Below are 5,643 nucleotides of genomic sequence, written 5' to 3' on the forward strand. Positions count from 1 at the left end.
GCGATTGGGAGACTCGGACCACTGAGGCGTTTGCAGAGACTTGAGGTTGGCCGGCTCAGGTGCGCTCCCATGTCCGCTAGAGGAGGTTCAACATGAAACTGGAGTCCGCCATCTTTGCGCGACTACGCCGTCTCGCGCCAGTTCTCGATGATGTACTAAGCGCGGGCGAGGTCGAGCATGCAGACCAGGCCGTAGACCTCGCTTCGCTTGCACAGCTCTGCTCACAGTTGTTCGACGTGTACCACGACCAGCACCCGGTCGAGATTGCCCAAGCGCGCGATGACGCCCTTGAGTCGCAGTAACACACGCTACCTGTGGACTGGCTAGCGGCTCGATGCACGTGCTTAAAGTCGCACGGCACGGCTTAGTGACCGTCACTCCAATCTTGCCGACATCTAGCGGTACCCCATTAGCGCGGAAAGTAATTTACAAGCTCCTCGCGGACTATGTCGAAGTAGACGCCTGGCTGCTCACTCAAGCTTTAGCGCACTTGCCAAAGCGTTGCATGCGAACGTGCTCGCCAAAGGCGTAGAACGTAACTCTTCGCCGAACGACTGACAGGTAGCCGAAATCACTTCGGCGAGATTATCCCCAAAGATGTCATCCGACCGCATCGTAGGTACTTTGAGGATTGAAGTCTTCTGCCGTCCTTCAATTTACCCTAGACGCTATTCCGCATTTCGCGTCTCAGCAGTGTCTCGCCTTCCTCATCGCACCGCCGGGAGCTATCCAGAGCTGGAATCGGCCATCCAGGAACTGCCCGGCTTTCATCCAGTGCGAAGAAATTCAGGCGGCGTCAGCTCCCTCGACCCATCGCCGGTGCGCAGTCCGCAACATACTTCGCATGCAATCGCCCCTGTGCTGCCTGCAGGTTATTGGGATAGTAGTAATCGATTCTGTGGGGGTCGTATCCAACGGATTCCAGCTCCGCCAGCTCCTGCATCAACTGGGCGTGGGTTATCTCACCGACGACCGGCTTGAACGGATAATCGTTACATTCCTCCGCAGTCAGTTTGGTATCAGCCATCGCAGACACACTACCAAGCAGAAACATCATAAGAACAGCTGCCTTTACGCCTCGTTTCATTTTCACTTTCCAAACAGGTAAAATTCGAAGGCTTTTCGCGAATAACTTACGCAAGCCTTTTAAAAAATAACCCTGGTTCAATGTAGATTGAGACCAGGACGAGTCCCACCCATACGCTGATGGCGAGTAGAGTCAGAACAGGGGAAGGTGTCAGCGGCCGCCGCCATGCCCACCTCCGCCGCCATGCCCACCTCCGCCGCCATGTCCGCCCCGGCCTCCACGTCCACCTTCGCCGCCATGTCCGCCCCAGCCTCCACGTCCGCCGTGCCAGCCACCGTGCCAACGGTCGCCGTGCCAGTAATTGCCGGACCACCCGCCCCAGGGGCCGCAGTCGCCCCAATTGCTGCAAGTCCCGTACCCCGGCCCGTAGAACGGATAGCCGGAGACCGAATCGTATGGCTGCGCTTCCCCGTATCCTGGTACGACGGCGCAACCACCCAGGCTCGCTGCCACAGCGAGCAATGCAATCAACTTACGCATGAATTTCTTCCGAATGATGCCGCGGGTAAGACACGTAGCGGGAGCGGAGAGTAACGGGAGTGGTTGCGATAGCCGATACCATCGAAAGAATGCTGCCGGGAGTTGAATCTTCGATTTGCTCACGCTCATACCACGCCTAAGGACGACAAGCCACCATGTGGGCACTCCGTCCCCTTCACCTCTACTGTGCTTGCCGAAACAGCGGGCACAGCAAAATATAGAGCGGTGTCCATGGCGTACGGATGAATGCGAGATTACAAACAAGTCATCAACGGCACACCCGACGCTGGACTCGCACAGAGGTTTGCTCTTCTTGCCCGTGCTTCAATCCCTTTCGCATAGCCGTTGACGCAGGCGCAGCCTTCTCCGGGAGGGTACAGGTCGTTGTTTTTGCGTTCCCTTGTTCAACCCCTTGTTTTAGGGCCTCGCCCGTTGCCCATTCAAATCCGTGTTGCTACGCGAGCGCCAGCCTGAGGATTTGGCTCCTCGCGACGGGAATCTGGGGGGCTTTTTTGCTTCTATGCCTGAGACGCACGGGCCTTCGTTTAATCTGGCTACTGAAGATGAGCTGGGCGATAACAGCCGAGCAATGGCGCGCACCGCGAGGAGCAATGGTTGCGCGGACGTCCACGACACCGGCGGTGTGTTGCATTCGGCTCCTTCCCGGCACCATCCAAGTTATCCCCAATTTTTGTTGGCAAGGCTGTGGACAACGTCCTGGCATGCGGCCTAACGGCTTGATGCCAAAGCAGAAAGATTCTGTTGACGCACTCGCAGCACAAGCCTGCTGTCGGGGGCGCCTTACCTCGGCCGGCGTCTGATTGAACGGGTTGGCCCTCACCGGCACCCTTCTCTTCGGGTCGCGCTTGCACTGTCTCTTGTCACCGGGACAGGTGGGCCAGCGGACTACGAGACCGGGCACGTAATTCTGGGCGACGTGCTGAAGGACGATACGGCGAGCGAGCCTCTGCGAGGCCTGGCGGCGGCAGCTATTGCGGACAGTGCGCGGCTTGGTCGCGGCATGGACGTCGACCTCGAGATGGCCAAGGACATGTATGCCACGGCCCTCGAGCTTGGACACCGGGCGGCCGCATACAACCTTGGCTTGTACTGGGAGGGGCACTGGGAGAGGCATGCTCCTAGCGACCTCGTCCCCGACCGCGCAAAGGCGGCACATGCCTACAAGCGCGGAGGTGCGAATGCAAAATGCGCCGCCCGTCTCGACGCGTTGCGTGCCTGTTAGCGGTAAGCCATGACAATCGCTCCTGTCGGCGCGGCGAGAACCGAGTTCTGCGTGCTCGGTTACACGGTTGCTTGAGCAGGCGCAGCTTCCGGTGCCGCCGCGACACCCGGCTTTGTAACGACGTTTTTGGCGACAACCGATTTCTTGGCCGGTGCCTTCTTCGCCGCCTTCTTTAGAGCCGGCGTCGCACCGTTCGCTACAACTTTCCTGACGGTGGCGCTTTTAGTCGCAGCGACCTTTCCGCTCACCGTCGCCTTGCCGGCAGCTTTCTTCGCCGTTGTTGCCTTCTTCCCTACCGCCGTCTTTGTCGTGGCCTTCTTCGCGACGGCTTTCGGCTTGCTCGCAGCGCCAGCCTCCCACGCGCCCGCCCCCGCCCCACCAACAATCAGAAACTTCGTCCGGTCCTTGGCACCAGCAAGCCATGCCGGTGCCGGACCTCGTCCGCTCCAGGTCGCGCCAGACTTGGGGTCACGATAAAGCGCTGGCTGCGGACCCTTCCGCTGGCCTTTGCCACCAGTCGCACCGACCGACTTCGACGTCGTCTTCTTGGTCGCAGCCTTCGCCTTGCTCACAACACCTGCACTCGCCACGACCGCCGCTTCAGCACCACCTGCAATCAGGAACTTACTTCTGTCTTTGGCTTCAGCAATCCAAGCGGGGGCGCGACCGTGACCGGTCCACGTTGCGCCCGTTTTGGGGTGCTGATACTTCGGCGTAGCTTTGCTTTTGAGACCGTCAGAGGCTTTCACTTTGACGTGGTCGGCGCTCCCATTCGACACTTTCGCTTGGCGCTTCGCCTTTGCTTTGGCCTCAATATCTTCTGTCGTCAAACCGTGCTTCAGCATTAATTCTCGGATTTGGTCGACAGCCGCTTGAGCTTTCTTTGAAATCAAAGCATCGGCTTGCGCCTGCAATTGGTTCATCTTTGCCTGAATCTGTTCTAGTTTTGCCATCAGAACCTCCCGTTGTAGTTAGAAGCCGCACTATGCCACGGGTCGCGTTCACGTGACAAAAAGTCCTGCGCCGTCCAGCCGTTCACGCATAGAGCAAAGACGTGACGATTCCGTGGGCCTTTCGGGCTTGCGGGAGCCATACATTTGAAACGCTGTATGACGACGCGACTACTTTGTTCTGTAGATGCGGCGATTTTGTTTACTGCCCCATTGGCGGTTACAAGGCCGTAACTCAGCCGGCCAGATGTGCTCGTAAAGTGTGAGCATCAAATCGAGCAATGAGGCGACGAAATGATGTTCAAACACCTGACGTTTTCACTAGGGCTCGGCGCCATCGCGCTTACTCTTTCGGGGGCAGCGATGGCCCAGGTCCATCTCGGAGTAAATATCGGGGTTCCGGCTCCCGTGTATGTGGCGCCCGCTCCTGTATATGCGCCACCGCCGCCCGTCTACGCACCAGCGCCGGTCATCGCGGGCCCTGGACTCTTCATCGGCTGGCATGGTGACCGGTATTGGGACGGACACCGTTATTGGAGCAGGCGCAATTGGTATGCGCGCGGACATCACGACTATGGCCGCGGCTAGCCAACATGAAACCAATGTCACTGCTTCTGGTCGGCATTGTTGTCTCATCGATGGCCGCAGCAGTTTTTTCGCAAAAAAAGGCCGCAGGAACGCAATTGGCGCCCGGACCGGCCGGTCACGGTCGAGGCTTGGCAACAGGGCGAGCGCGTCCGCGATTTCACGCCGCAGGCGCCGCGCGGCGATTTGCGTGGCGCCATCGCGAGTAACGTTCGCACGCGGCCTGAACCGACAAGCATCCAATAGGAAATTGCTGCGATGAACGCCTCATCGTGTCCGATTCAGGGTACAGCCGTGTCGACCGTTGGTCGCCGTGGGTGCAATTTTGCGCAGCTGCGCTGTTTAAGTCTGTCTTAACTGTTGCTTGCCATCATAGTTGTCAGGACTCACGTCCAAGGTCCCGTTCGCCGCCGCTGCATCAACAGCGTGTTTTGGCGGCCAGCAGCGCTACGGCGGCAGGACCGAAGAGTTATGGAAGGAGCCCACCATGTCTAGCAGATTGCGAACCCGAAAACGCACCCGACCTGCCATGTCGCCGCTGCTGCATGCGCTTACGTTCAGTCGGGCTGCACACGAGCCCGTAACGCAAGCAATGCTTTTGCAGTGCTACACAGGGTTGGACGCGTTCCGGCGAGGTCATGGCTCGCGCGAGCTGTTTGCGACTTTAGGCCGACAGTTACTCATTGCCGAAGAGCTGTGGCGTTTCGGATATCGTCCAGACGAAATTGGGTACATAAAAGGGGCTCACGCGGCGATGATGCATATCGACGCTGTGGAGAAAGAAGGCGGCGTATGGCTAATTGACGATGCCGATTATGCATGGTTATGCCAGGCGTTCGAAACCTTCGACCGCCAGTTGTCAGTGGCATCGCTTGGCGGTATCGCCAAGGCCGAAGCGAAAATGGTGGAAGGCTTGCTGAAAGCCGAAGGAACTCGCGCCCTCGCAGAAGCGTCGGCGTAACGACCTTTGTGCACAGAAGTGTGGACCCGACCAACCCGATTGAGTTCGAGGTTCGCACGAATCGGCGCCACTTCAAGCGGCTTGTGGCGAAGCCGCGAAAGCCTCTAATGCCGCGACGCCGCGAGTGGGCCCGTGTCGGTGCATATCGCCGATTGACGCAGAGAGTGCTCGGCGAGTCGGCAGCGGGAAGAACCGGCAGTTGTAGCGCCGGTCATGCCGCGCTCATTGCTTTCGTCCAGGGTGCCTCGACCTCGAGGAAGCTCGAAGGTATTTTGACTGACTGGTTGCCGACTAAGACCCCGAGCGCTTTGACCGACCGGCGGCGAATGCTGCGCTA

Annotated in this window: 5 protein-coding genes and 1 pseudogene; 4 read left to right on the forward strand and 2 right to left on the reverse strand. The window is 58.8% G+C overall.

What is annotated here, in order from left to right; all coding sequences use genetic code 11:
- Positions 1-92: 92 nt before the first annotated feature.
- A complete protein-coding gene (locus tag PQR02_RS39465) occupies positions 93-302 on the forward strand; it encodes a hypothetical protein (protein WP_408243234.1) in 210 nt (69 codons plus the stop codon).
- A 494-nt stretch (positions 303-796) separates the two neighbouring features.
- Here PQR02_RS39465 and PQR02_RS39470 read toward each other — a convergent pair whose 3' ends face one another.
- Together PQR02_RS39470 and PQR02_RS39475 are read right to left on the reverse strand one after the other, a co-directional pair.
- Positions 797-1,168: a DUF4148 domain-containing protein gene (locus tag PQR02_RS39470; RefSeq protein ID WP_408243235.1), complete on the reverse strand. Its 372-nt coding sequence runs from the start codon at positions 1,166-1,168 to the stop codon at positions 797-799.
- Between the two features lie 1,701 nt (positions 1,169-2,869).
- Positions 2,870-3,763 carry an H-NS family nucleoid-associated regulatory protein gene (locus PQR02_RS39475; protein ID WP_408243236.1) on the reverse strand — a complete coding sequence of 298 codons (894 nt, stop codon included), beginning with the start codon at positions 3,761-3,763 and terminating at the stop codon, positions 2,870-2,872.
- A gap of 294 nt (positions 3,764-4,057) precedes the next feature.
- Here PQR02_RS39475 and PQR02_RS39480 point away from each other — a divergent pair, with 294 nt between their 5' ends.
- The 3 genes and pseudogenes from PQR02_RS39480 to PQR02_RS39490 all read left to right on the forward strand — a co-directional run bounded on the left by PQR02_RS39480 (position 4,058) and on the right by PQR02_RS39490 (position 5,306).
- On the forward strand, positions 4,058-4,348 hold the full coding sequence (locus PQR02_RS39480; protein WP_408243238.1) for a hypothetical protein: 291 nt from the start codon (positions 4,058-4,060) through the stop codon (positions 4,346-4,348).
- A 5-nt stretch (positions 4,349-4,353) separates the two neighbouring features.
- A pseudogene (locus PQR02_RS39485) lies at positions 4,354-4,591 on the forward strand (hypothetical protein).
- 241 nt (positions 4,592-4,832) lie between these two features.
- Positions 4,833-5,306, forward strand: a complete 474-nt coding sequence (locus PQR02_RS39490; protein WP_408243237.1) for a hypothetical protein — start codon at positions 4,833-4,835, stop codon at positions 5,304-5,306.
- Positions 5,307-5,643 lie beyond the last annotated feature (337 nt).

Origin of the sequence: Paraburkholderia sediminicola (genome assembly GCF_046026895.1) — a bacterium.
In the GTDB taxonomy this organism is placed as follows: domain Bacteria; phylum Pseudomonadota; class Gammaproteobacteria; order Burkholderiales; family Burkholderiaceae; genus Paraburkholderia; species Paraburkholderia sediminicola_C.